The sequence below is a fragment of the Methylorubrum salsuginis genome (assembly GCF_900114375.1).
Lineage (GTDB): Bacteria > Pseudomonadota > Alphaproteobacteria > Rhizobiales > Beijerinckiaceae > Methylobacterium > Methylobacterium salsuginis.
This window is the reverse complement of record NZ_FOSV01000016.1, coordinates 1-20,864: the sequence shown is the minus strand read 5'-3', so window position 1 is coordinate 20,864 and position 20,864 is coordinate 1. Positions and strand designations below refer to the sequence as shown.

At 69.1% G+C, this 20,864-nt stretch carries 24 protein-coding genes; 12 read left to right on the top strand and 12 right to left on the bottom strand.

The features are described from left to right. Positions 1-28: 28 nt before the first annotated feature. From sdhD to BM140_RS17420, 3 genes are all read right to left on the bottom strand, one after another. Entirely contained in the window at positions 29-448 is a 420-nt protein-coding gene (gene sdhD / locus BM140_RS17430) for a succinate dehydrogenase, hydrophobic membrane anchor protein (RefSeq protein ID WP_091949249.1), read from the bottom strand. An 11-nt stretch (positions 449-459) separates the two neighbouring features. Continuing rightward, on the bottom strand, positions 460-861 hold the full coding sequence (sdhC, locus tag BM140_RS17425) for a succinate dehydrogenase, cytochrome b556 subunit (RefSeq protein ID WP_091949246.1): 402 nt from the start codon (positions 859-861) through the stop codon (positions 460-462). A gap of 145 nt (positions 862-1,006) precedes the next feature. Then, positions 1,007-2,332, bottom strand: a complete 1,326-nt coding sequence (locus BM140_RS17420) for an SLC13 family permease (protein WP_091949243.1) — start codon at positions 2,330-2,332, stop codon at positions 1,007-1,009. A 359-nt stretch (positions 2,333-2,691) separates the two neighbouring features. Here BM140_RS17420 and BM140_RS17410 point away from each other — a divergent pair, with 359 nt between their 5' ends. Next, positions 2,692-3,585: a LysR family transcriptional regulator gene (locus BM140_RS17410; protein ID WP_207549475.1), complete on the top strand. Its 894-nt coding sequence runs from the start codon at positions 2,692-2,694 to the stop codon at positions 3,583-3,585. A gap of 3 nt (positions 3,586-3,588) precedes the next feature. Here BM140_RS17410 and BM140_RS17405 read toward each other — a convergent pair whose 3' ends face one another. Next, entirely contained in the window at positions 3,589-4,920 is a 1,332-nt protein-coding gene (locus tag BM140_RS17405) for an Nramp family divalent metal transporter (RefSeq protein ID WP_091949236.1), read from the bottom strand. Positions 4,921-5,209: 289 nt separating this feature from the next. Between BM140_RS17405 and mntR the strand changes: the two genes are divergently transcribed. The 3 genes from mntR to BM140_RS17390 all read left to right on the top strand — a co-directional run bounded on the left by mntR (position 5,210) and on the right by BM140_RS17390 (position 6,301). After that, on the top strand, positions 5,210-5,680 hold the full coding sequence (gene mntR, locus BM140_RS17400) for a manganese-binding transcriptional regulator MntR (protein ID WP_091949233.1): 471 nt from the start codon (positions 5,210-5,212) through the stop codon (positions 5,678-5,680). A gap of 12 nt (positions 5,681-5,692) precedes the next feature. Further along, complete coding sequence (locus tag BM140_RS17395; RefSeq protein WP_091949230.1) at positions 5,693-6,001, top strand: hypothetical protein; 309 nt, start codon at positions 5,693-5,695, stop codon at positions 5,999-6,001. 87 nt (positions 6,002-6,088) lie between these two features. After that, complete coding sequence (locus BM140_RS17390; protein WP_091949228.1) at positions 6,089-6,301, top strand: hypothetical protein; 213 nt, start codon at positions 6,089-6,091, stop codon at positions 6,299-6,301. Positions 6,302-6,450: 149 nt separating this feature from the next. Here the strand turns inward: BM140_RS17390 and BM140_RS17385 are convergent, their stop codons facing one another. Both BM140_RS17385 and BM140_RS17380 read right to left on the bottom strand, forming a co-directional pair. Then, entirely contained in the window at positions 6,451-6,666 is a 216-nt protein-coding gene (locus BM140_RS17385) for a hypothetical protein (RefSeq protein WP_091949225.1), read from the bottom strand. Positions 6,667-6,739: 73 nt separating this feature from the next. Then, positions 6,740-7,453 carry a recombinase family protein gene (locus tag BM140_RS17380; protein WP_091949222.1) on the bottom strand — a complete coding sequence of 238 codons (714 nt, stop codon included), beginning with the start codon at positions 7,451-7,453 and terminating at the stop codon, positions 6,740-6,742. Between the two features lie 363 nt (positions 7,454-7,816). Between BM140_RS17380 and BM140_RS17375 the strand changes: the two genes are divergently transcribed. After that, positions 7,817-8,851, top strand: a complete 1,035-nt coding sequence (locus tag BM140_RS17375; protein WP_165616485.1) for an acyltransferase family protein — start codon at positions 7,817-7,819, stop codon at positions 8,849-8,851. On the opposite strand, the gene ada is transcribed toward BM140_RS17375, so the two are convergent. Continuing rightward, entirely contained in the window at positions 8,820-9,902 is a 1,083-nt protein-coding gene (gene ada / locus BM140_RS17370) for a bifunctional DNA-binding transcriptional regulator/O6-methylguanine-DNA methyltransferase Ada (protein ID WP_091949217.1), read from the bottom strand. The genes BM140_RS17375 and ada overlap by 32 nt on opposite strands. A 361-nt stretch (positions 9,903-10,263) precedes the next feature. On the opposite strand from ada, the gene BM140_RS25925 reads away from it, so the two are divergent. Further along, positions 10,264-10,422: a hypothetical protein gene (locus tag BM140_RS25925; RefSeq protein ID WP_165616484.1), complete on the top strand. Its 159-nt coding sequence runs from the start codon at positions 10,264-10,266 to the stop codon at positions 10,420-10,422. Between the two features lie 68 nt (positions 10,423-10,490). Here BM140_RS25925 and oxlT read toward each other — a convergent pair whose 3' ends face one another. Next, a complete protein-coding gene (oxlT, locus tag BM140_RS17365; protein WP_091949214.1) occupies positions 10,491-11,792 on the bottom strand; it encodes an oxalate/formate MFS antiporter in 1,302 nt (433 codons plus the stop codon). Positions 11,793-12,739: 947 nt separating this feature from the next. Between oxlT and rplM the strand changes: the two genes are divergently transcribed. Then, positions 12,740-13,201 (top strand): 50S ribosomal protein L13, encoded by a 462-nt coding sequence (gene rplM / locus BM140_RS17360; protein WP_017485891.1) that lies wholly within the window; start codon positions 12,740-12,742, stop codon positions 13,199-13,201. 2 nt (positions 13,202-13,203) lie between these two features. Next, entirely contained in the window at positions 13,204-13,689 is a 486-nt protein-coding gene (gene rpsI, locus BM140_RS17355) for a 30S ribosomal protein S9 (RefSeq protein WP_091949211.1), read from the top strand. A gap of 62 nt (positions 13,690-13,751) precedes the next feature. Here rpsI and BM140_RS17350 read toward each other — a convergent pair whose 3' ends face one another. Then, the gene (locus tag BM140_RS17350) at positions 13,752-14,291 is read right to left on the bottom strand and encodes an alpha/beta family hydrolase (protein WP_131803873.1); all 540 of its coding nucleotides are present in this window, start codon (positions 14,289-14,291) and stop codon (positions 13,752-13,754) included. Positions 14,292-14,581: 290 nt separating this feature from the next. On the opposite strand from BM140_RS17350, the gene BM140_RS17345 reads away from it, so the two are divergent. Together BM140_RS17345 and BM140_RS17340 are read left to right on the top strand one after the other, a co-directional pair. Then, entirely contained in the window at positions 14,582-14,950 is a 369-nt protein-coding gene (locus BM140_RS17345) for a DUF2293 domain-containing protein (protein ID WP_207549474.1), read from the top strand. 82 nt (positions 14,951-15,032) lie between these two features. Then, the gene (locus BM140_RS17340; RefSeq protein ID WP_091949205.1) at positions 15,033-15,242 is read left to right on the top strand and encodes a TOBE domain-containing protein; all 210 of its coding nucleotides are present in this window, start codon (positions 15,033-15,035) and stop codon (positions 15,240-15,242) included. Positions 15,243-15,347: 105 nt separating this feature from the next. On the opposite strand, the gene BM140_RS17335 is transcribed toward BM140_RS17340, so the two are convergent. Both BM140_RS17335 and BM140_RS17330 read right to left on the bottom strand, forming a co-directional pair. Then, entirely contained in the window at positions 15,348-16,226 is an 879-nt protein-coding gene (locus BM140_RS17335) for an aldose 1-epimerase family protein (protein ID WP_091949203.1), read from the bottom strand. 120 nt (positions 16,227-16,346) lie between these two features. After that, positions 16,347-18,122 (bottom strand): ABC transporter ATP-binding protein, encoded by a 1,776-nt coding sequence (locus BM140_RS17330; protein WP_091949200.1) that lies wholly within the window; start codon positions 18,120-18,122, stop codon positions 16,347-16,349. Positions 18,123-18,331: 209 nt separating this feature from the next. Between BM140_RS17330 and BM140_RS17325 the strand changes: the two genes are divergently transcribed. Beyond that, on the top strand, positions 18,332-19,801 hold the full coding sequence (locus tag BM140_RS17325) for a protein adenylyltransferase SelO (protein WP_091949198.1): 1,470 nt from the start codon (positions 18,332-18,334) through the stop codon (positions 19,799-19,801). An 87-nt stretch (positions 19,802-19,888) separates the two neighbouring features. Next, positions 19,889-20,401 (top strand): hypothetical protein, encoded by a 513-nt coding sequence (locus BM140_RS17320; RefSeq protein WP_091949194.1) that lies wholly within the window; start codon positions 19,889-19,891, stop codon positions 20,399-20,401. 124 nt (positions 20,402-20,525) lie between these two features. Here BM140_RS17320 and BM140_RS17315 read toward each other — a convergent pair. After that, positions 20,526-20,864, bottom strand: a 339-nt coding sequence (locus tag BM140_RS17315) for a transposase (RefSeq protein WP_165616483.1), incomplete at its 5' end; no start/stop codon positions are given.

The following is a 20,864-nucleotide window of genomic DNA, read 5'->3' as shown; positions in this document are numbered from 1 at the left end:
GGAATCCCTCGAAGCTTCGGGTTGGCGGTCAGGCGAGCCCGCCCAGGCTCACGCGGACGATCGCGTAGAGGCAGGCGGCAGCGACCGCGACGGCGTAGAAGGTGTTGGCGACGAGCGCCGCGTATTTGAGGCCGTGGCTGTGGACGTAATCCTCGATCACGACCTGCATGCCGAGGCGCATGTGCAGGGCCACCGAGACGACGGCCAGGATCAGGATGATCGCGACCAGCGGGTGGGCGACGAGCGCCACCGCCTCGGGGTAGGGCCGACCGGCCATCTTTGCGATGATCACCACGAAGGCGAGCATCAGCAGCGCGTTGGCAGCACCCGTGAGGCGCTGGAGCCAGAAATGCTCGGCGCCGTGGCCGGAGGCGCCGAGCCCCTTCACCCGGGCGCGGGGGGTGCGCATGGAGAGCGCGGTGTTCTGGCGGTTGTCGACCTGGGACATGGCGGCGGCTCTCAGCGCAGGACGAGGGCGAGGGCCCAGATGACGAAGGTGAGGACGATGGAACCGATCAGCGTCGCGCGGGCCAGTCCGAGGCGCCGGTCGCGGTCGAAGCCGTAGCCGAAGTCCCAGATGAAATGGCGCAGGCCGCCCAGCATGTGGTGCATCAGCACCCAGGTGTAGCCGAACAGAATCGCGCGCCCGATCCACGAGCCGAAGAACCAGGCCACGGTGTCGTAGGCTTTCGGGCCCGAGGCGAGCGCCACGAGCCAGATCGCGACGAGCGCCGTACCGCCGTAAAGCGCGGTGCCGGTGATGCGATGGAACACGGACATCGCCATGGTCCAGGTCCAGCGGTAGATCTGGAGATGGGGCGAGAGCGGCTGGGCGACCGTCGGTCTCACGGTTGGGGCCATCGCGGTCAGTTTCCTCGCGTCCGGTGCAGATTCGGAGATTGGATTTTTTCGAATGAAGGGTTAGGGCGCCCGGCTTCGCCGAGCAATGCCCCGTGCTGCGCCGCAGCATGAAGCGAAATGACGAAACGCCTATTCTGTCTCACGCTCACGCCAGCCTCCCGGTCAGGCGAAACCAGAGATAGGCCAGGGGCGCCGCGACGATCAGGGAGGCGAGGCCGCTCATCGCTGTCAGTTTCGTCGCATCCCTCAAGGAGAGGCCGGCGAGATCCATCGTCATGACGATCGGCGGCGCCTGATAGGGAAGGAACAGGGTCGAGTAGCCGACCACCTGCACCATCAGCACACTCATCAGATCGAGCCCGCTCGAGCCCGCGAACTCACCGGCGAGCGCCGTGTAGAGGGCCGGTGCGCCGTTGGCGGTGCCGACGAACAGGAAGCCGATCGACAATCCGACGAGGGTGGCGAAGTCCTTGGCCGGTGCCCCCGCCTCCAGCGGCGCGACCGACAGCAGGGCGTGGCCGATCTTGGCACCCAAGCCCGTCTCGTTGACGACGGCCGTCAGCCCGAACAGGGCGGCGACGTAGAAGCAGGTCCGCAGCGGTATCTCGGAAAAGCTCGCCGCGGAGACGACGCCGATGCCCGGCAGCAGGCAGATCACCGCCGCCGCGAGCCCGATCCAGGCCGGGGCGATGCCGTGCCAGCCGTCGGTCAGCCACAGCCCCAGCATGATCGCGAGGATCACCGACAGGCGCCGTTCCGCGCCGGAGAGCGGCGGCAGCGGGGGGAGGGCGGGGCGGGCGCCGTCGAGCCGGTCGGGGAAGAGCAGGACGGTGCAGGCGACGAGGATCGCGCCCTTGACGAAGCCCAGCACCGGCGCGTGCAGGAACAGATACGGCAGGTAGCCGAGATGCACGCCGTAGAGCGTCTCGGCGGTGCCGGCCATGACGAGGTTCGGCACGTTGGCCGGCAGGATCGCCGCCGACAGCACCGGCGTGGCGATGCCGAAAGACAGGATCGCTCCGGTGCGGCCGGGACGCCCGGCCTTCAGGCCGAAGGCGTCGCAGAGCGCGATCAGCACCGGCACCATCACGGCGATGCGCCCGAGATTGGACGGCATCACGAAGGCCAGCGCGAAGGAAAAGGCGACGAGGCCGGCGACGAACCCCGGATAGGAGGCGGGCAACCGCGCGGCGAGCATCCGGGCCAGCCGATCGCCCAAGCCGGTGCGGTTCATGGCGAGCCCGACCACCATGCCGCTCGTGACCAGCCAGAACGCCGAGGACGCGAACCCGGAAAACACCGTCTGGGCCGGGGCGAGCTTCAGCAGCATCGCGGCGGCGAAGAACAGCAGCGCGGTGACGACCTCGGCGACGAGCCCGGTCGCCCACAGGCCCATGCACAGCACGAGCAGCGCCGCGGTCGCCGCGACCACGCCCTGTGCCCCCATGATCTGTGCCGCATCCTGGCTCATGGGCGGGTTCAAACGTGAATTTGAATTGTTCGCAATTCGGCTTTCGTGGTGGGAGGCTTCGTCTATGGCGAAGGCTGGTGGGCGGCTTCCACTCTTGTGGTACAGCCTGTGACAGGCTGACGCTGCTCGAACGGCGAACGTAGAGGGATCAGGATGGTGGCAAACGAGGCCGCGCATCTCCCTCCCCCCTCTGCGGGGGAGGGTGGGCCTCGCGTAAGCGAGGGTCGGGAGAGGGGAGCAACGCTTCCGGAGAATTCACTGTCGAACGCGGCCAAGCGGCACCGTCGCTCCCCTCTCCCGTCCGCTCCGCAGACACCCTCCCCCGCGGAGGGGGGAGGGTTCAGGACCGGCGCCCGCCCATGATGCGCTTCGACCTCGTCGACTTGAACCTGTTCCGCCACGTGGTCGAGGCCGGCTCGATCACCCACGGGGCCGAGCGGGCCAATCTCGCGCTGGCCGCCGCCTCGACTCGCATCCGGGCGATGGAGGATTCGCTCGGCGCCGCCCTGCTGGTCCGCGGGCGCCAGGGCGTGAGCCCGACCCAGGCCGGGCGCACCCTGCTGACGCATACCCGCGAGTTGCTGGCGCAGATCGAGCGGATGCAGGGCGACCTGTCCGTGTTCGCCGGCGGGGCGGTGGGGCAGATCCGGGTGCTCTCGAACACCAACGCGCTGACCGAGTTCCTGCCCGAGGCGCTCTCGGCCTATCTGGCGCTCCATACCGGCGTCAGCGTCGATATCGAGGAGCGCACCTCGGACGAGATCGTCGGCATGGTGGCCGACGGCGCGGCCGATCTCGGCATCGTCGCCGGCACCGTCGATACCGGGCGGCTCCAGACCTTTCCGTTCCGGCACGACCGGTTCGTGGCGGTCGTCGCGCCCGGCCATCCGCTGGCGGCCCGGGAGACGCTCGACTTCGCCGAGGTGCTGGAACACGACCTCGTCGGCCTCGACCGGCCGAGCGCGCTCACCCGCTTCCTCGCCGACAAGGCCGCCCGGATCGGCCGGCCGATGCGGCTGCGGGTGCAGTTGCGCAGCTTCGACGCGGTCTGCCGCCTCGTGGAATGCGGGGTGGGGCTGGGCATCGTGCCGGAGACGACGGCGCGGCGGGCGCGGCGCGTCATGGACATCGCCATCGTGCCCCTGCGCGACCCCTGGGCCGCCCGCGACCTGATGCTGTGCCTGCGCGACCTCGACGCGCTGCCGCCCTTCGCGCAGGAATTCGTGACGCATCTGCGCGCGGCGGGGGCGTGAGCCTCAGCTCCTGAACACCGTATCGATCAGCAATTTGACGTTCAGTACAACGATCACGCCCGCGATCAGCCAGGACAGCAGGCCGAGCCAGCGCGGGATCACAAAAGACCCCATCAGCCCGCGGTCGGAGACGAAGCGCACCAACGGGATCACCGCGAAGGGCAGCTGCATCGACAGCACCACCTGACTCAGCACCAGAAGCTTCGCCGTCCCCTGGTCGCCGTAGAGCGCGGTGACGATCACCACCGGGACGATGGCAATGCCCCGCGTCACGAGACGGCGCGCCCAATCGGGCAGGCGCAACCGCAAGAAGCCTTCCATGACAATCTGGCCGGCGAGCGTCGCGGTCACCGTCGAGTTGAGGCCCGACGCCAGCAGGGCGACCGCGAACAGGGTCGAGGCGAGGCCGACGCCGAGCAGCGGCGAGAGCAGTTCGTGCGCCTGCTCGATCTCCTCGACATCGGTGCGCCCGCCCGCATGGAACACGGCCGCCGCCAGGATCAGGATGGCGGCGTTGACGAAGAGCGCCAGCATCAGCGCGATGGTGGAATCGGCGACCGCGAAGCGAAGCGCCTCGCGCCGCCCGGGTTCGGTGCGCGGATAGGCCCGCGTCTGCACGATGGCGGAGTGGAGGTAGAGGTTGTGGGGCATCACGGTGGCGCCGATGATGCCGATGGCGATGTAGAGCGCGGCCGGATTGGTCACGATCTCGCGGGACGGCACGAAGCCGCCGAGCACCGCCTGGACCGGAGGAGCCGCCAGCGCGATCTGCACGGCGAAGCAGACGAAGATGATCGTCAGCAGGCCGATCACGAAGGCCTCCAACGCGCGGAAGCCTTTGCGCAGCAGGAGCAGCACCACGAACACGTCGAGGGCGGTGATGATCGCCCCGAGCGTAAGCGGGATGCCGAACAGGAGTTTGAGGGCGATCGCCGTGCCGATCACCTCGGCGAGGTCGCAGGCGATGATCGCCGCCTCGCAGATCAGCCAGAGGGCGATGCCGACGGGCTTGGGGTAGCGCGCCCGGCAGGCCTGGGCGAGATCGAGGCCGGTGGCGATGCCGAGTCGGGCGGCCAGCGCCTGCAGCACGATCGCCATCAGGTTCGAGAGCAGGATGACGGCGAGCAGGGTGTAGCCGAACTGCGCCCCGCCCGCGATGTCGGTGGCCCAGTTGCCGGGGTCCATATAGCCGACCGAGACCATGTAGCCCGGCCCCAGGAAGGCGAAGAGCCGGCGCAGCCACGAGCCGCCGACGGCGACCGGTACGCTGCCGTTGAGCGCGCCGAGACTCGGGGCTCCGGACGCGTCCGGAGCGGGGGGGCGAAGGCGATCCATCACAGTGTCCATGCGCGGCGGCGCCCTGAAATCCTGTCGTCCCCCCCCGGCCGCGCCCCGAACGGGAGAGGGCGAGAGGGTCGGGCCGAGTTCGACCTGCAAGCGCGCCGGCTGAGGCCGCGCCCTGTTATAGCCTTAGCTATAAAGGCGCGCCGATGCTTTCATCAAGGGGCGTCGCCGAGGGGCCGATAGGATTCCCGCTTCGCCCCGGCTTGCGTTAGAGAGGGCGGACGGTGCGGCCGTTCCGCCGCAGCCGAAGCAGCCGCTGGTCAGGAGAGCGCCGTCCATCATGCAGGAATCGCCGCGCGAGACCGCAGGCCCCGGTGACGGGTCGCCGCTGGTCGATCCGGAGGTCCATGTCGAGAGCTTCCGCCAAGCGCGCGAGGCGCGGCGGCTGGAACTCGTGGAAGATTACGTCGAGCTGATCGCCGACCTGATCGGCGACGGCGGCGAGGCGCGCCAGGTCGACATCGCCGCGCGCCTCGGCGTCGCCCAGCCGACGGTGGCCAAGATGCTCAAGCGGCTGGCCGAAGAGGGCCTCGTGCAGCAGCGGCCCTATCGCGGCGTGTTCCTCACCGCCGCGGGCCAAGCCCTGGCGGAGCAGTCGCGGGAGCGCCACCGCATCGTCGAGCGCTTCCTCTGCGCGCTCGGCGTCAGCGCCGAGACGGCGCGGCGCGACGCGGAGGGCATAGAGCACCATGTCAGCGCCGAGACTCTGGACGCGTTCCGCCGCTTCGCCGACGCGCGACTCGGGTCCTGAGGGAGGAGCCGGATGGAAGTGAACCAGCAAATCGCGGCGCTCGCCGCCGTCAGCGCCCGGCACGATGCGGCGGTGACCAACCTCGCCGAGAGCGTGGCCGATCTCGGCGCCAAGCAGGTGGCCCACCAGATGGCGGTCGGGTTCCTGGCGAGCGTGCTACGCTCGATCGATTCCGACCATTACGACGAACGGCTGGAGGGCTATCTCGCCATGCTGCGCGACGCCCTGTTCCGGGACGATCCCGACGCGGCGCTCGCCAACACCGTGCTGGAGACGCTGGAGCGCTCCCTGCGCCCGGCGCAGGACGCGGAGGACGCGTAGCCGCCCCGAGGAATCGTGATCGGCTCGAGGGATCGGGCCGTTCCGGCCTCGCTTGGTTCCGCGATGGCGCCATGGCACAACCGGCGCATGGCCGAGCGGACCACGCATCCCTATTCGATCGACGTCAGGCCGTGCTGGCGCGTGCCGGACCGTTACGTCTGCTCGATCCTCGAAAAGGGGACACCGCGGCGCCACGGCCCGCAGACCTACGCGACCTTCGACGAGGCCCGCCGGGCCGCCCAGGACCGATTGCGCCAGCTCGTGTTCGAGTGGCAGCTGATGGGGCCGGAGGCGCGATAGCCCGGGCTCGCCCCGTCACCGCGGCGCCGAGCGAGAAGCGTCCGTTTCAGACGGCCGGACACCACCTTTCGGACCGGGGCTTTCGCTTCGGCTCCCCCGCCGGCCTGCCTCGAAAGCCTCACGGGCCCGGCGCGAGCCCGCGATCAGCCTCAGTGCCGCTCGCCGTCGGCGTCCTGGGCGTATTGAACGAGGGCCGCCATCTGCGCGGGCGCGCGAAAGACACGGCCATCCTCCGTTTCCACGTAGACGTCCGAGGCGCCCATGCTGGCGAACGTCATGGCCCGCTCCGCCGCGCGGACCCCGACGGCGTGCGGCTCGATGGACGACGATCCCGCCGGAGCGGTCCAGTGTACGGTGTAGCGCATGGGTCGATGCTCCTCCTGGCGGGATCATAGGCCAGGGAAGACGGATGCGCGAGGGTGAGGGGAAAGGAGCCGCTCAGTCCACGGCGGCGAGGCGCTTCTCGATGCGGGTCACCTGCATCGGGTACCAGCGGTTTCCCCTGGCGGCCGGGATGCCCAGGGCGTTGAGGGCGTTGGCGACCTGCTCCAGCGTCTCGGCGCCCGCGGCGCGAATTTCGGTGAGAATCGGTGCTACGTGCTCCGCCCGCTCGCGGCTGCGCGCCGTGCCGGGGCCACGGCTCTCCGACAGCGGACGTCCGTAGCCCAGGGCGAGGGGCCCGCCGCTTTCAGCCGCGGCCTTCCTGCGGCGCTCGGCGGTGAAGCGGGCGTAGAAGTCGCGGCGCCGGGCCATCGTCTCGGCGGTGCGCACCACGCCGAGACGCTCCTCGGCCTCGGCGACCGCCGCCATGATGCCGAGCGTCAGCTCGCTGGCCTCGGGCCGGTCGAGAGCGGCAAAGCGCAGGCTCGACCGGCGCAAGCGGTGGCCGAGATCGCGCAGGAAAGCCGGATCGTCGCCCCAGGCACCGAGCTCGGCCATGAGCAGCGTGGCGCCGTGCCGGCGGCACAGCGCCAATGCGGCGCTGAGGTCGGGCCGACCTTCGTCGCCCAGGTTCCGATCGACGATTTCGGCCACGAGACGCCCGTGCCGGCCGAGGTGGCGGGCGATCACGGCCCGTTGGGTTTCCGCAGCCGACGAGCCCTGCGCGGACGGAACCGGACGGAGGTAGGAAACGAACAGATTCGAAGACATCCGCGGCCGGTCTGTGTCGCATCCCTCGGTCGGGTGCGGGCGAAGCGCTTCGCCGGCGCGGTAGCCACGGCGATGGCGGCTTCGCGCCGAGACCGCCTCGGGTGCCGAATTTATGATCTGAACGACCGTTTATGGCCGATCAATATGACTAATACATCATATATTTCGGCCGTTGGTCCCTGCGGCCGGCTTCGCCGCGACGGGCGTGCCGAGTGCGGCGCCTCGGTGCGAACAGCGCAGCCATCTTCCAAAAATCTCTTGTTCTTTAGGCACTTGAACGAAATTCATAGGGACCGTGGCGAAGCCACCCCTTGCTCGGGGCGCACGCACGGGCCATCACGCCGGGCGGGGCCTGGAAGGATCATGAGACCGACGATCACCGTTCTCCAGGCCGGCCGCGCCGTCGCGGCGATCGCCGTCCTGCTGCACCATTCGCTGGTGGCGACCCAGGATTTCGTGCAACCGGTGCCGCATGGCCTCGCCGTCATCGTGGAGAACGGCTTTCGGGGCGTGGATTTCTTCTTCGTCCTGAGCGGCTTCATCATCATGCACGCCCACGGCGACGATGACCGCAATCGAGCCGCCGCCTGGAGCTACGCCAGGAAACGGCTGCGACGCATCTACATCCCGTATCTTCCGATCTCTTTGGGACTGGTGATCCTCTACACCCTGCTGCCGGGCCTCTCGGCCAGCGCCCGGGACTGGAGCCTGCTCAGTTCCCTGACGCTGATCCCGACGACGGCCCCGCCGGCCCTCTCGGTCGCCTGGACCCTGACGCACGAGATGCTGTTCTACGGCGTCTTTCTCACCTTCTTCGTCACGCGCGCTTTCGCGCCGATCATCGCCGTCTGGGCAGCCCTCATCGTCGTCGGCGGGTGGATCATGGGCGCCGGGGGCATCGTGCTGGCCCCCATCAACCTCGAATTCATCGCCGGCCTGCTCGCCGCCGTCGCGGCCCGGTCCCTGCCGTCGCGTTCGCTGTTCGCACTCCTGGCTCTCGGGGTGCTCGGCAGCGCGGCCTCCCTGCTCTGGCTGGGGAGCGAAGGACACATGCGGGTCTGGTTCGGGCTGTCGCTCGCGCTCGTGCTGCCGGGCCTCGTCCGGATGGAGGCACAGGGTCGCCTCACGGCGCCGCCCTGGCTGATGCTGCTCGGAAACAGCTCGTACGCGATCTACCTCGTCCACAATCCCCTGGCTTCGTTGGGCGCGCGGATCGCGGCGCGGTTCGAGGCGCTGAACGCCTGGCCGGCCAGCCTCGCCCTGTGCGCCGCGCTCGGGATCGGGGTCGGCGTGCTCTATCACCTTCTGTTCGAGAAACCGGTGCTGCGCCGGCTCGGAGGACGAAACGTCGGGGACGCCCTCGGCCTCACTCCGGATCGGGCACGCCTTCGCGGGTGAGCAGGGCACGCTTGCGGGCAACGCCCCAACGATAGCCCGACAGGGCGCCGTCCGAGCGCACCACGCGATGGCACGGGATCGCCACTGCGAGCCGGTTGGCGCCGCAGGCCAGCGCGACGGCGCGCACCGCGGCGGGGGCGCCGATGGCGCGGGCGATGTCGGCATAGGTCGCGGTCGTGCCCAGCGGGATCGCCCGGAGCGCCGCCCAGACCCGCTGCTGGAAGGCGGTGCCGCCGATATCGAGGGGCAGATCGAGACCGCGAGCCGGGACCTCGACGAGGCCGACCACCTGCGCGACCCATTCGGCGAAGGCGGCATCGCCCGGCGACAGCGCGGCACCGGGAAAGCGCTGCCGGAGCTCCTGCGTCAGCGCTTCGGGCTCGTCGCCGAGCAGGATCGCACAGACTCCCCGCTCGCTCGCCGCGACGAGAACCGCCCCGAGCGCGCAGGGCGCCACCGCGAAGCGGATGCGGGCGCCGAGCCCACCCTTGCGGTAGGCGTTGGGCGTCATGCCGAGCCGCTCCGTCGCGCCGGCATAGAAGCGGCTGGGGGCCGCGTAACCGGCCTCGTAGAGCGCCTGGGTCACCGTATCCGCTTCACGCAGGCCGGCGGCGACGCGCTCGGCCCGCTGCGCGGCGGCGTAGGTCTTGGGCGTGATGCCGGTGACCGTGCGAAACACCCGATGGAAGTGGAACGGGCTCATCCCGACCTCCTCCGCCAGGGCGTCGAGGGAAGGGACTGCCTCGGCCTCCTCGATCAGGCGGCAGGCGCGGGCCACGGCCTCGGCCTGCCGCTCGGCCCGGGAGGGCTCGTTCGGGCGGCACCGGCGGCACGGGCGAAACCCCGCGGCCTCGGCGTCCGAGCAGGAGGCGTGGAAGCTCACGTTCTCCCGGTTGGGCCGGCGCGCCGAGCAGCTCGGACGGCAATAGACGCCGGTCGTCCGCACCGCGTAGACGAAGCGGCCGTCGGCCGCGGCATCGCGGGCGGCGAGCGCCGTCCATAGAACGTCGTCCTGCGACGAACGGGCGATGTCGCTCTCGGGGCTATGCATCGCGGTCGCTCCGGCTTCGATCCGGATCGGCGCCCCCTGACGCCGATCTCACGAAAACCTTGTGCGCCTCGGCAGGCGAGGACGCATCCCGCTTCTTGCGCGGCAATTCCGATATCGGCGACGAGCCCGGCCCGACATCGTCCGGCAGCCCGCTTTGCAAGAAGATGCAGAGTTGATGGCTGCCGCAGCCCCCGAGGCGAGGCAGGATGCCCAGTCATGCACAAAAGTGCCTCGGACCGACACAAACGGGACTCGCTATGCGCTCAACACATATCCAGAATGTGGCGTGTGGCATACCAGATACGCTCGTTCGGTGGCATTTCTCTCGCAACGCAACACACCCACCGAACGGATGTCTCCGATGATCGCCCTCCTCGTCGTCACCGCCGCCGCCGCCAACATCGCGCTGGTCATCGCCATGGCGGATCGGCTGACCCCGGCGAGCGACGCGACCCTCGCGGGCGGCCGGCTGAGCCCGTCCGAGAGCGGCGCCAGCTTCGCCGCCAAGCTCGCCGCCTGATCCCCTCAGAATACGAAAAGGCCCCGCCGTTTCCGGCGGGGCCTTCCGGTTTCGGTGCTCGCTCAGGCTCAGGCCGTGGCAAGCGCCGGGGTGCGGGCCATCTTGGCCTCGTTGGCCGCGTGGTGCTGCTTCAGCATCGGCCGCAGGACCGCGATGGCGAGGAAGGCCGCGATCAGGTCGAGGATCGCCACGGTGTAGAGTACGGTCGCCCAAGTGCCGGTGGCCTGCATCAGGATGTTGCCGACCGGGACGAAGAGCGCAGCGAGGCCCTTGGCGCAGTAGAGCACGCCGTAGATCTTGCCGATATGCTTCGAGCCGAAGGTGTCCGCGGCGGTGGCGCTGAAGAGCGAGTAGACTTCACCCCAGGCCAGGAACACGATGCCCGAGAGGATCACGAAGGCCCAGGGGTTCGAGCCGAAGTAGCCGAGCGCCACGATGCCGATGCCTTCCATCGCGAAGGCGATGAACATCGTCTTCTCGCGGCCGATCCGGTCGGAGATGAAGCCGAACAGCGGACGCGAGATGCCGTTCATGATGCGGTCGAGCATGAGGGCGAAGGGCAGGGCGGCCATGGCGAAGAAGTACAGGTTCACCTGGAAGTTCTTCACGCCCAGGTCCTGCGCGATCACGCCGAGCTGCGCCACCGCCATCAGGCCGCCGGTCACCGTGCAGGTGAACATGACCATCATGACCCAGAACACCGGGGTCGAGAGGGCCTCGCCGAGGGTGTAGTCGCGGCGGCTCTGCAGCACCTTGCTGGAGAACTTCACCTCGTCCTTCTGCGGACCGCGCATGAAGATCGACGCGGCGATGATCACCGAGCCCTGGATCAGGCCGAACATGAAGAACGCCTGAGCGTAGCTGCCCGCGTCGATCATCTTGGCGATCGGCAGGATGGTCAGGGCCGAGCCGGCGCCGTAGCCGCCCGCCGTGAGACCGACCGCCAGACCGCGCTTGTCCGGGAACCACTTGAGGGCGTTGTTGATGCAGGTGGCGTAGACGCAACCGACGCCGATGCCGCCGAGGATGGCGCCGACATAGAAGCCGGTGAGCGAGGTGGCGTAGGAGTTCACGACCCAGGCCAGGCCGGTCATGAAGCCGCCGAACATGACGACGCGGCTCGGGCCGTACTTGTCGATGAAGTATCCTTCGATCGGGGTGAGCCAGGTCTGGACGACGACGAAGATCGTGAACGCGACCTGGATCGCCGCGCGATCCCACCCGAAGGTCTTCTGGATCTCGGGGACGAACAGCGTCCAGGCGTATTGGATGTTGGCGGCCGCCACCATGCAGGCGACGCCGAGGACGATCTGCAACCAACGATTCGATGATGTAACGGGTCTATCTGGGGCGATAGAGGACGTTGCCATGGGCGCTCTCCCTCGATCAGGCTTCGACACTTCGGCCTGACTCGTTTGACGTGATGAACTTTCGCCGCACTTGGTTCGGCTGCCAAGGTCCAGGTCCCGCAAGGGATGCCCCCGAGGCCGCCGTGGCATGCATTATTTGGTATACCAATGAGGCCGGCAAGCGAAATAATTCCGAGCGGCACATCAGATTTTACGGATTAAAGTCGGCCCCGATCCGTACGGATCGTCGTCCGAGGCGGACTGCGCATCCTTTCTCCTAGGGAAACACCGGGGTCGAACGATGGAGCGGTCTGGATGGATGATGCAAAATAATCTGTGCCTCCCGGAGGCGGCGCAAATTTAATTGAGCGTCGTATCAAGAATTTTCCTGCTCATGGCGCCGTGCAAGTCGAAGCGATTCCGCGGGTATCGGGCAGGATTCGCACCCTCAGCGCGTATTTGGGAGTTTCCGATCGTCTCGAAGCGGTGCCTTGACCGCGTGCGAATCGGATCGGATGCCCGTTGGCTCTCCGGCGACGGCGTGTCCGGTGATCCGGCGGGTCCTGCGGCAGCACGATAGTGCCGCCGCGCACGCCCTCCCGATCGACCGAAATGGTCGGGATTAGATTGCGCGGTGGCGCGTTGATCTTGTTGTTCCGTTCAGGACGGGACGAATCTCCAAACTCCAGCCCGCTCCGGTGCAAGCCGCAGCGGGCTTTTCTATTTGCACGAGCCGCCGTCAGAGGCGCAGCCGCCGGGCAGACGGAGGCGCGGACCTGACGATCGATACGGTATTCTGATACCTTAAATCTCAACCCTCTCGATTTGCAGGGATTTTCCGATATTTCGCGTCCTGCAAACGTCTTGACGCAGCGAACAAACCTCCGTATCCACCATCCCGCACGCCGCTGCGTCGTCCCCGACGCGGCGGCGCCTTGTTTCCAACGTCACCGGCACGGGAATCGGCCATGAAGACCACTTCGCTGAAGCCCGCCGACGTCGACAAGAAGTGGGTCGTGATCGACGCCGAGGGCCTGGTCGTGGGCCGTCTCGCTTCGATCGTGGCGATGCGCCTGCGCGGCAAGCACAAGGCCGCCTACACGCCCCACGTCGATTGCGGCGACAACGTCATCGTCATCAATGCGGACAAGGTGAAGTTCACCGGCCGCAAGTACGACCAGAAGGTCTACTATCACCACACCGGCTACCCGGGCGGCATCAAGGAGCGCTCGGCGAAGTTCATCCTCGAAGGCCGCTTCCCCGAGCGCGTCGTCGAGAAGGCCGTGGAGCGCATGCTGCCGCGCGGCCCGCTGTTCCGCCAGATCCTCGGCAACCTGCGCGTCTACAAGGGCGCGGAGCATCCGCACGAGGCCCAGCAGCCGCAGGCGCTCGACGTCGGCTCCCTCAACCGCAAGAACGTGAGCGCTTGATCATGGCGACCCTTCAGTCCCTCGCCGACCTCAATCGGGCGAACACCCAGACCGGCAACTCGGAGAACGAGGCGCCCGTCCACGTCCAGAAGCTGGACGCGCAAGGCCGCGCCTACGCCACCGGCAAGCGCAAGGACGCGGTCGCCCGCGTCTGGATCAAGCCCGGCAAGGGCGAGGTCGTGGTCAACGGCCGCCCGGTCGAGACCTATTTCGCCCGCCCGGTGCTGCGCATGATCCTGCGCCAGCCGCTGGAGATCGCCGGCCGCGTCGACCAGTACGACATCACCGTCACGGTGAAGGGCGGCGGCCTCTCCGGTCAGGCCGGCGCCGTGCGCCACGGCCTGTCGAAGGCCCTGACCTATTACGAGCCCGAGCTGCGCTCGCCGCTCAAGCGCGAAGGCTTCCTCACCCGCGACCCGCGCGTGGTCGAGCGCAAGAAGTACGGCCGCAAGAAGGCCCGCCGCAGCTTCCAGTTCTCGAAGCGCTAAGCGGTTCGAACTGTCACCAAGGGAGGGCGGGGCCGAAAGGCTCCGCCCTTCCCGTTTCCGGGTTAGGGAAGTCCGTCGATGAAGCGCCGGATGCGGACCGCGACGGCCTCCCACGCCTCGGGCGAGAGGTTGAATTCGTGGCTCGCCTCCACGAACGCCACGACGATGCGGGGCGAAAGCGGGTAGAGGCCGATCTCGGCGGCCCCGCCATAGACGTCGTCGGTGCCCTGCACGATCAGGGTCGGGACGGCGACCGCCGTCAGATGCGCGGTGCGCTCCGGCTCGGGAGGGCGCGTCGGGTTGCGAAACGGATAGCCGAGGCAGACGACGCCGCGCAGGTTCGGCGGCGGCGCGGCGGCGAGTCTCGTGATCGCGCGGGCGCCCGAGGATCGGCCCATCAGCACGAACGGCGTATCGATCCGGTCTTCGAGCAAGCGTCGCAGCGTGCCGATCCGGGTGTCGATGTCGTCGATATGCCGATTGTCCTGATAGGTGCTCAGGATCGACGCGTAGGAGACGAACCGCCCCGGAATCCGGCTCGTGACCGCCTGTTCGATGTAGTCGTCGAGGGGATAGCTGGCGCCCGCCTGAAAAGCGATCAAACCGTCATCCGCGACCATGAGCCTGCTGCCGGACGTCTCGCTGCCCCCCGCGGGGGGCGTCCGGCGGGCCTCTAGCCCGCCATCGGCGGGGACACAATCGACCGCACCGCCCTCGCGGATGACGCCACCGCGGCCGCCTGTTACGGCTTGGCACCGAAGATAAGTCCCGGACACGAGATCCGGGACGCTTCTTGAGGTGACGGGCCCGCATCGGTTTTTTCCCGAAAGCCGGAAACCACCTTTCGGGCCGATGCTCCAAGCCGGTACGCGGCATCGCGAGGGAGACGCGCGTGAGGAAGGGCCGGATCGAAGCGGCCGCAGGCGGATCGCCGCCCCTCGACCGTCGCGCGGCGGTGGCCGCGGCCCTGGAGCGTCTCGCCCCGCGCCTGCCCGATTTCGAGGCGGAGAGCGTTCTCGACCGGGCGATGCGCAGTCCGGGCCTGCGCGGCGCGGCGCCCGAGACGGCGGCATGGCTGGCGCTCACCGCCTTCGCCCGCCACGCCTTCACCGATTACGACGACCTGCTGGCCGAAGGATACGACCGCGACAGCGCCCGCCACTTCGTCCTCGACGACATGAACGCCACGCTGACCGAGTGGGGCAGCCGCCGCCTCGTCTCGGAGGCGGACGAGGGTGACGAGGCGCCCGCCGATTCGTGAGAGACGCGTGGAAGCAGCGGCTTGCTCCGCCCGGCCGGCTCGGGCAGGGAGGCCGCATCCATTCCAAGGAAACGGACCTCCGATGAAGCTCAGCGCGCGCAACGTCCTCAAGGGCAAGGTTGTGTCGGTCGAGAAGGGCTCGACCACCGCCCACGTGAAGATCGAGATCGCCAACGGCCAGACCGTCACCTCCTCGATCACCAACGAGTCCGTCGACGCCCTCGGCCTGCGGGTCGGCGGCGAGGCCTACGCCGTCATCAAGAGCTCCGACGTCATCATCGCCATCGACTGACTCATACCAAATCCGGTTGATCCCTTCGGGATCGCGGATTTGGGCTTCGCTCAAGGGCCGCGCGGGCTGCCGATACGGTTCCGCTTGAAGCAAGTGAAAACCGTATCAGCCCTCCAGGCTGAGAACGACTCCGTGCCCGGCGCTGGCGCCGGGCGCGAGCAGGCGCTGCGAATCGCGCTCCGACAGCTCTCCGTCGAAGCCCGCCCAGTCGGCATGGCCGGTCCAGGCTTCCAGCGACAGGAAAGGCGCAGTCGGGCGTGTCCAGACGGCGAGATGCGGGAAATCCCGCATCCGCATGGCGATGGCCTCGCCGCCCGGCGCGACGAAGCGGAGCGCCCGGCTCTCGGCATTCAGGAACACCAGGGCTTCCGTGAACAGGGCCGGGTCGAGATCGAGGCGCGCCCCGTCGAGCGGCAGGGCACGCTCGGAACGAACCAAGAGCCCGCCCTCGCCGACCTCCGGCACGAAGGGCCGCTCGGCCTTCTCGAACAGCACGGCATAGCCGCCGCCCGCGCGCCGCTCGCCCCCGGCGAAGGGCCAGGGAAAGGCCGGATGGAAGCCGAGCCCGTAGGGCAGGGGCGTGTCGCCGGGATTCGTCACGGTGAGATCGAAGGCGAGGCTGCCGGGGGCCACCCGCGCGGTCACGTCGAGCCGGAAGGCGAAGGGGTAATGCGCCCGCGTGGCGGCATCGTCCTCGAGCCGCAGGGTCACGGCGTCGTCCGCCTGCGCCACCACGGTGAACGGCAGGTCGCGGGCGAAGCCGTGCTGGGCCATCGGATAGGACCGGCCGCCGACCCGCACCGCGCCCCCCGCCGAGGCGCCGACGACGGGGAAGAGCCAGGGCGCGTGCCGGTTCCAGTGCTCGGGATCGCCGCTCCAGAGGTAGTCGCTTCCTCCGACCTGCCAGGAGATCGGCTCGGCGCCGTGAAGCGCGATGCGCGCCGTGGTGCCGTCCCCGGCCCGGATCTCGATAGTCTCGCTCATAGGTGCTCCCCGCTTTGCCCCCCGATCGATAGAGCATCGGGCCGAAAGGTGATCGACCGCTTTCGGAAAAAAGCCGGTGCGGCAGAAGAATCCAGGCCGTGGGAGGCCGACCCGCCTTCCTCAGCCAACGGACGGCACGGCGCCGTCGGCCTCCAGGCTCGGGATCACCTGCGCGGGCGGTCCCGAGGCGGTGATGCGGCCGGCCTCCAGCACGTAGACCGTGTCGGCCCGGCGCAGCGAGGACAGGCGGTGGGCGATCATGATGATGGTGCGGCTGCCCGACAGGGCCCCGAGCGCGGCCATCACCGCCGCCTCGGTCTCGCCGTCCAGCGCGCTGGTGGCCTCGTCGAACACGATGACATCGGGGTCGTGATAGAGCGCGCGGGCGATGCCGATGCGCTGGCGCTGACCGCCGCTGAGCCGTGCGCCGCGCTCGCCGACGCCGGTGTCGTAGCCCTCCGGCAGGGCCGCGATGGTCTCGTGGATGCCGGCGAGGCGCGCCGCGCGCTCCACCGCCGCCCGGTCGATCCGCTCGCGGCTCAGGCCGAGGGCGATGTTCTCGGCCACCGTGGCGTCGATCAGGAACACGTCCTGCGGCACGTAGCCGATCCGGTTCTGCCACGCCGGCAGGGTGTCGGGACCGAGCGCCACGCCATCGACCAGGATGCGGCCCTTCGTCGGCGTCAGGATGCCGAGGATCAGGCCGACAAGGGTGGACTTGCCCGAGCCCGTGCGTCCGACGAGACCGACCGTGCTGTGGGCGGGAATCGTCAGGTCGAGGCCGTGCAACGTCGGGCGGCCGGGTTCGTAATCGAAGGCGACGCCCTCGACCCGGAGGTCTCCCGCGAAGGGCAGGCGCTCCGCCGTGCGGGGGACGGGGGGGCGCTCGCCGTCGAGGGCGTCCACGATCAGGCGCACCCCGGCGAGGTGGAAGCGCAGTTGCGAGATCGAGGTGAAGATGTTCTGGAAGGCCGGCAGCATGCGGTAGCCGGCAAACGCGAACAGGCCGAGCAGCGGAAGCATGCCGGCGGTGTCGAGGCCCTGGCTCAGCGCGAACAGGACCACTGCGATCACGCCGCCGAAGGCCAGGGCCTCGATGACGAAGCGGGGAAGCTGCCCGGTGAGCAGGGCCTCGGCGAGGGCGCGGGCATAGCCGCGGGCCGGGACGTCGAAGCCTGCCGAGAACCCTTCCGCCCGGCCGTAGAGCTTGAGTTCGGTGAGCGCCCCGAAGGTCTCCTGCACCACACGGTAGCGACCCTCGTTGCCGGCCACCGCCCGGCTCCCGAGCCGGGCGAGGCGGGCGCGGACCACGAGGTAGATCGCGACGTAGAGGCCGCCGAAGCCGCCGCCGAGGATGAGCGCCAGCCGCGGCTGGTAGGCGATGAGGAAGACGATGACGGCGAGTGCCGAGGTCGCCCGCGAGGCGATCACCAGCGCCGGGGTCAGTACGCCGACGACGAGGCGGTCGGTCTCCGACAGGACGTTCTTGGCCAGCTCCGCGCTGTTGGCGTGGGCGAAGAACAGCCGCTCGCGATCGACGTAGCGGGCCAGCAGCCGCCGGGCGAAATCGTAGCCGACGAGATGGGCGAACAGCAGCTGGGCGAAGGTGAGGCCGGCATTGACCGCGCTGGTGAGCAGGATCGCGCCGAGGGCCGCGAAGCCGGTGACGAGGAGGAAGGCGCGCTCATCCGCGAGCCCCAGGGCCGCTCGCACGCCCGCGAGCGCCGGCACCCGCGCCGCCGCGGCGGGATCGCCGACCAGCGTCAGGAACGGGATGACCGAGGCGATGCCGACGACTTCGAGAAGCGCCGCGATCCCGAGGCCGAGGCCGAGCCACGCGAGGCGATTGCGGTCGCGCGGACGCATCACCCGCAGGAGATCGAGAAGGGTCCGCAAGGAGGCACCGGGCTCGTGGGAGGGCCGCCGGCCCGTCCGGACAAAGCGTTTCGCGACAGGCGCTTAGGCTCGAATGGGCCGGCTTTTATCACCACGCCGGTGCGGTGTCGACCGAAGGCGCCACGGCGACACGCGGTGCGGGCTTGCGTGAACCCGCGGCGCCTGCGCCTGTTCGCCTTGAGAGAGATCCCGCATCGAAGACCCAGCCTATGATTTCCTTCGACAAAAGCTATGCCCGGCTGCCCGCCCATTTCCACGCGCGCCTCGCGCCGACGCCGGTGGCGAGCCCCCGGCTGATCCGGGTCAACCGGGCGCTGGCGGAAGAATTGCGGATCGACCCCGACTGGCTCGCCGGACCGGACGGCACCGCGATGCTCGCCGGCAATGCCGTGGCGGAGGGCTCGGAGCCGCTGGCGGCGGCCTATGCCGGGCATCAGTTCGGCAACTTCGTGCCGCAGCTCGGCGACGGCCGGGCGATCCTGCTCGGCGAGGTGATCGACCGGCACGGGCGGCGGCGCGACATCCAGCTCAAGGGGTCGGGCCCGACGCCGTTCTCGCGCATGGGCGACGGCCGGGCGGCGATGGGGCCGGTCCTGCGCGAATACCTCGTCAGCGAGGCGATGGCCGCGCTCGGCATCCCGACGACGCGGGCGCTGGCCGCCGTCGCCACCGGCGAGCGGGTGATCCGCGAGACCGTGCTGCCCGGCGCCATCGTCACCCGCGTGGCGTCGAGCCACATCCGCGTCGGTTCCTTCCAGTTCTTCGCCGCCCGCGGTGACACGGACGCCCTGATCACGCTCGCCGACCACGTGATCGCCCGGCATTATCCCGAGTTGGAGGGGCGGGACGACCGCGCCCGCGCCCTGATCGAGGCGGTGGCGGCGCGCCAAGCCGAACTGGTGGCCCGCTGGCTCCTCGTCGGCTTCGTCCACGGCGTGATGAACACGGACAACATGTCGGTGGCGGGCGAGACCATCGATTACGGCCCCTGCGCCTTCCTCGACGCCTACGACGCCCGCACGGTGTTCAGCTCGATCGACCGCAACGGTCGCTACGCCTACGGCCAGCAGCCGCGCATCGCCCTGTGGAACCTCACCCGCTTCGCCGAGACCCTGCTGCCGCTGCTCGATGCGGACGAGGACGCCGCGGTGAAGCAGGCCGAGGCTGCGCTGGCCACCTTCGGCCCCCGCTTCGATGCCGCGTATCGCGGCGGCCTCGCGCGCAAGCTCGGTTTCTCGCATTTGGGCGAGGGCGATGCCGAACTCGCCGGCGATCTCCTGCGCACGATGGCGGAGAATCAGGCGGACCATACGCTCACCTTCCGCCGCCTCTGCGCGGCGGCCGAATCCCCCGAAGGCGACGGCCCGGTGCGCGACGGCTTCGTCGATCCGACCGCCTACGACGCCTGGGCGGCCCGTTGGCGCACCCGCCTCGCCGACGACCCGCAGAGCCCGAACGAGCGGGCGACGGCGATGCGGACGGTCAATCCGGCCTTCATCCCGCGCAATCACCGGGTCGAGGAAATGATCGCGGCGGCAATCGAGCGGGACGATTTTTCGCCTTTCGAGACGATGCTGAGCGTGCTGGCGCGCCCCTACGACGACCAGCCCGAGCATGCCCGCTACGCCGAGGCGCCGGAGAACGGCGGCGTCGGCTACCGCACGTTCTGCGGCACCTGAACCACGCGTAACAGGACGAATTGGCAAACGATCGCGGAGCGGCGAAGGTGATCCGGACGGGCTCAGACCCGGACGGGGGATTTCGCCATGAGGATCGGACGGCTCGCGGGCGCCACGCTCGCCCTGCTTCTGCTCGCCGGAGGAACGGCGCTCGCCAAGCGCGTCACCGTGGTGCCGGGCGACCAGCCCATCACCGCGGAGATTCCGGGCTCGTGGAAGGTCTCGGAGATCAAGCGCGGCATCCAGGCCAAGACCGCCGACGACGAGGTCTATCTCTGGTTCGAGAGCTACCGGCCGGCGCAGTTGCCGACGCTGATCGGCGAGCACAACACCTATTTCAAGGAACAGGGCGTCACCATCACCGGCGAGGCCAAGGCGCGCGAGGCCGATTTCCCGACCTACGCCCTGAAGATCAGCGAGTACCCGGCTGTCTACGAGAAGAAGCCGACCGTGCTGCGCTACATCTCGGTGGTGCCGAAATCCGGCGACCTGCGCCACCTGCTGGTGAGCTACTGGGCCTCTTTGGAAGGCGACAAGGAATACGACGGCGAGACCAACGCGATCATCAACAGTCTCGCGGCATCCTACGACGCGCGCTGACGCATGAGAGCATCGGGCCCGAAAGCCGGAAACCGCCGGTCGGGCCGATGCTCTCCGTTATTGTGCCGCATCGGCCTTTTTCCGAAAGCCGGTTCCCACCTTTCGGACCGATGCTTTAGAGCGCCTAACAGAACCGTCTGATCTGGTTGAGGGTGATGAGGCTGGCTGCGAGGGTGGTGAAGGCGTCGTAGATGTCGGCGCGGCGCTCGTAGCGGACGGGCAGGCGGCGGAAGCGGTTGAACCAAGCGTGAGTGCGCTCCACGACCCAGCGGTGGCGGCCGAGCTTTTGGCTGCTCTCGATGCCTTTGCGGGCGATGCGTGGGACGATCCCACGCGCCCGACACTCCTGGCGGCGCGCCTTGGCCTCGTAGGCCTTGTCGGCGTGCAGCTTGTCGGGGCGTCGGCGCGGTCGACCGCGCCGGCCCGTGCTCAGCGGCGGGATGGCATCGAGGGTCGGCGCCAT

What these genes read in the sequence shown, in the direction of transcription:
- mntR (WP_091949233.1), top strand. Translation starts at nt 5,210, where the DNA reads ATGCAGGAATCGCCGCGCGAGACCGCAGGCCCCGGTGACGGGTCGCCG.
- rplM (WP_017485891.1), top strand. Translation starts at nt 12,740, where the DNA reads ATGAAGACCACTTCGCTGAAGCCCGCCGACGTCGACAAGAAGTGGGTC.
- BM140_RS17385 (WP_091949225.1), bottom strand. Translation starts at nt 6,666, where the DNA reads ATGCGCTACACCGTACACTGGACCGCTCCGGCGGGATCGTCGTCCATC.
- rpsI (WP_091949211.1), top strand. Translation starts at nt 13,204, where the DNA reads ATGGCGACCCTTCAGTCCCTCGCCGACCTCAATCGGGCGAACACCCAG.
- BM140_RS17420 (WP_091949243.1), bottom strand. Translation starts at nt 2,332, where the DNA reads ATGAGCCAGGATGCGGCACAGATCATGGGGGCACAGGGCGTGGTCGCG.
- sdhD (WP_091949249.1), bottom strand. Translation starts at nt 448, where the DNA reads ATGTCCCAGGTCGACAACCGCCAGAACACCGCGCTCTCCATGCGCACC.
- BM140_RS17380 (WP_091949222.1), bottom strand. Translation starts at nt 7,453, where the DNA reads ATGTCTTCGAATCTGTTCGTTTCCTACCTCCGTCCGGTTCCGTCCGCG.
- BM140_RS17390 (WP_091949228.1), top strand. Translation starts at nt 6,089, where the DNA reads ATGGCCGAGCGGACCACGCATCCCTATTCGATCGACGTCAGGCCGTGC.
- ada (WP_091949217.1), bottom strand. Translation starts at nt 9,902, where the DNA reads ATGCATAGCCCCGAGAGCGACATCGCCCGTTCGTCGCAGGACGACGTT.
- BM140_RS17335 (WP_091949203.1), bottom strand. Translation starts at nt 16,226, where the DNA reads ATGAGCGAGACTATCGAGATCCGGGCCGGGGACGGCACCACGGCGCGC.
- BM140_RS17375 (WP_165616485.1), top strand. Translation starts at nt 7,817, where the DNA reads ATGAGACCGACGATCACCGTTCTCCAGGCCGGCCGCGCCGTCGCGGCG.
- BM140_RS17325 (WP_091949198.1), top strand. Translation starts at nt 18,332, where the DNA reads ATGATTTCCTTCGACAAAAGCTATGCCCGGCTGCCCGCCCATTTCCAC.
- BM140_RS25925 (WP_165616484.1), top strand. Translation starts at nt 10,264, where the DNA reads ATGATCGCCCTCCTCGTCGTCACCGCCGCCGCCGCCAACATCGCGCTG.
- BM140_RS17410 (WP_207549475.1), top strand. Translation starts at nt 2,692, where the DNA reads ATGATGCGCTTCGACCTCGTCGACTTGAACCTGTTCCGCCACGTGGTC.
- BM140_RS17395 (WP_091949230.1), top strand. Translation starts at nt 5,693, where the DNA reads ATGGAAGTGAACCAGCAAATCGCGGCGCTCGCCGCCGTCAGCGCCCGG.
- sdhC (WP_091949246.1), bottom strand. Translation starts at nt 861, where the DNA reads ATGGCCCCAACCGTGAGACCGACGGTCGCCCAGCCGCTCTCGCCCCAT.
- BM140_RS17405 (WP_091949236.1), bottom strand. Translation starts at nt 4,920, where the DNA reads ATGGATCGCCTTCGCCCCCCCGCTCCGGACGCGTCCGGAGCCCCGAGT.
- oxlT (WP_091949214.1), bottom strand. Translation starts at nt 11,792, where the DNA reads ATGGCAACGTCCTCTATCGCCCCAGATAGACCCGTTACATCATCGAAT.
- BM140_RS17320 (WP_091949194.1), top strand. Translation starts at nt 19,889, where the DNA reads ATGAGGATCGGACGGCTCGCGGGCGCCACGCTCGCCCTGCTTCTGCTC.
- BM140_RS17340 (WP_091949205.1), top strand. Translation starts at nt 15,033, where the DNA reads ATGAAGCTCAGCGCGCGCAACGTCCTCAAGGGCAAGGTTGTGTCGGTC.